This is a genomic window from Streptococcus hyovaginalis DSM 12219 (assembly GCF_000420785.1).
In the GTDB taxonomy this organism is placed as follows: domain Bacteria; phylum Bacillota; class Bacilli; order Lactobacillales; family Streptococcaceae; genus Streptococcus; species Streptococcus hyovaginalis.
This window is the reverse complement of sequence record NZ_ATVP01000031.1, coordinates 1-2203: the sequence shown is the minus strand read 5'-3', so window position 1 is coordinate 2203 and position 2203 is coordinate 1. Positions and strand designations below refer to the sequence as shown.

1 protein-coding gene and 1 pseudogene are annotated in these 2203 nt (G+C 35.5%); one reads left to right on the top strand and one right to left on the bottom strand.

Going from position 1 to position 2203, the window contains the following annotated elements; genetic code table 11:
• Nucleotides 1–510: 510 nt before the first annotated feature.
• Nucleotides 511–1356 (bottom strand): formylglycine-generating enzyme family protein, encoded by an 846-nt coding sequence (locus G574_RS0110525; RefSeq protein ID WP_029692138.1) that lies wholly within the window; start codon nt 1354–1356, stop codon nt 511–513.
• A 508-nt stretch (nt 1357–1864) separates the two neighbouring features.
• On the opposite strand from G574_RS0110525, the pseudogene G574_RS0110520 reads away from it, so the two are divergent.
• Nucleotides 1865–2203 (top strand): annotated as a pseudogene (locus G574_RS0110520) (IS982 family transposase); the annotation flags it as partial.

Below are 2203 nucleotides of genomic sequence, written 5' to 3'. Positions count from 1 at the left end.
TTGACTAGAAGCATTAGAGGACTACAATTGAGAATCGAACAAATCATACTGGCTTATCATTTGAGATATTTTGAAATCAACTAGCACCACGAGTAGATTTATATAAATAGTTACTACGACATAAACATCCTCCAATATGATGCCTCATCTAACTATTTTTCCATTATTTAGTCAGGTTGTTTATAGTCACTCAGTATAAATTCTCAAGAGTTTAAGTAATATCGGCCACAGTCACTATAGATATCCCAGGTGATATAATCTAAAATTACATGATGATACAACAATATCAAACTCGCGCATAAGCTGATCTATGAGCAGAACGATAGTAATTGATTATTGGATAAACATTGAAAGACAAATCTCAGACGTTCGCTTTCAGTATAATATAAAAATTATCATTGAAAGACTTAAGTCGTCTACAATAAACTCAGTACCATACGATACTAGACGATCCTATTTTTTCTAATTATTAGTGAAATTAACCAGCTCCACTAAAGCAGCATACCACACTTAACGAATACACCTAAATCCTAAATGGCTACTAGTAGACCGATAATCTGTTCCATTTCTGGCAGCTAGACGATAGCGATTGCAATACGAATTATGACATAAGAAAGAACCACCTCTGATAGCATATTCTCCTGATTTTATAGTACTTAGCATCAGATTATAATTTTGGTTATTAAAATCATCTAACATGATATAACGAGGATTTCGGCACCATTCCCATACGTTTCCGATCATTTGATAAAGACCATTTTTATTAGGTTCATACGAATAAACTGGTGCTGTTCCTAAATAACCATCTTCTAGACTATTATCAAAAGGAAAAGAACCCTGCCATGTATTTGCATAATAATAACCATCTTTATTCAAATCATCCCCCCAGGGAAAGACCGTCTGTGCTCCCGCACGAGCAGCATACTCCCACTGAGCTTCCGTCGGTAAAGATGTACCTGACCACTGACAATAAGCTAAAGCATCTTCTAAGTCTACATGTACTACCGGATGGTTTTGGAAATCTACAATATTGCTATCCAAACCGTAAGGATGCTTCCAACTAGCTCCATTAACTTTTAGCCACCAAGGCGCTCCCGCAGCATGAAGATAATCTTTTCTCTTCTCTTCTGGTAATAAAAGGTGAAAGACAAAAGACCATCCCTGACGTTCTGCTAAAGTTTGATAACCTGTTTCTTTAATAAATTTTTGAAACTGAGCATTGGTAACAGGTGTGTCAGCCATCTCAAAATCTTTAACCAAAACTTTAACACGAGGCCCCTCATAATCTTCAAGCAGACCCTCATCTAAATCTGTTCCCATCATAAATGTACCACCTTTTATTCTCTTAAAGTTCATAACCTTCTCCTTCATAAAACAAGTTTATGTGGATTTTTCAATCCTAAATTTTAAATAATTATCACCTTAATATCTTATCTTGGCTATTACAAATTTTTCTAGAACGATGGAGTATAAAATATAGCTGTGGTAATTTCTTTAACTCCTTGTTACATAGACTTTACAAAATAGTTTGTTCCCTAAACATTGTTCCTACTTCCAACATACTAGCTGTTTCAACTAGACTCATTTCTAACGGTGGATTTGTTATCTCGTTCGCGTATTACACTCAAAAGAGACCTAATCAACTGTTTAGGGATGGAAAGGTGAATTCTCTTTTTATTAGTTTAGTTCTTTCCTGCTCCCATATATTATTAATTTAAATCTTAGTTCTATCAAACTATATATTTGTCTCACGCTTGGTAATAAAACATATCTCTTTACTCGTGGTGCTAGTTGATTTTCAACAACAATAAAAAGCCCAAAAGGACTATACTGTAAGTGACAAAACAAACAGGAGGTAGTCCTAATGAGCTACTTACAGTATACCGCTAAATCCCATCATTTACAATGGAATATCAAACAATTATCCCAAATCTGTACCCAATTTTATCGTACCTACTGCCCCGATTCGTTGAAACATCGTCGCAACATCGGTTTAGCCAAAGTTTCAGATGAGTCTCTTCTTGTTTTATTACTACTTCAAGCTGAGTTAGGGATAACATCTCAACGCCGTTTTTACAGGATTTGTCACCTTTTCTTTGGTCGTAACCTACTAGAAAGAAGCCGCTTTAATAGACGAACAAGGCAACTCATTTGGTTGATTCAGCTCATTCGACAAGCTTTGAGTGAGGCAATCTCGCCAGAT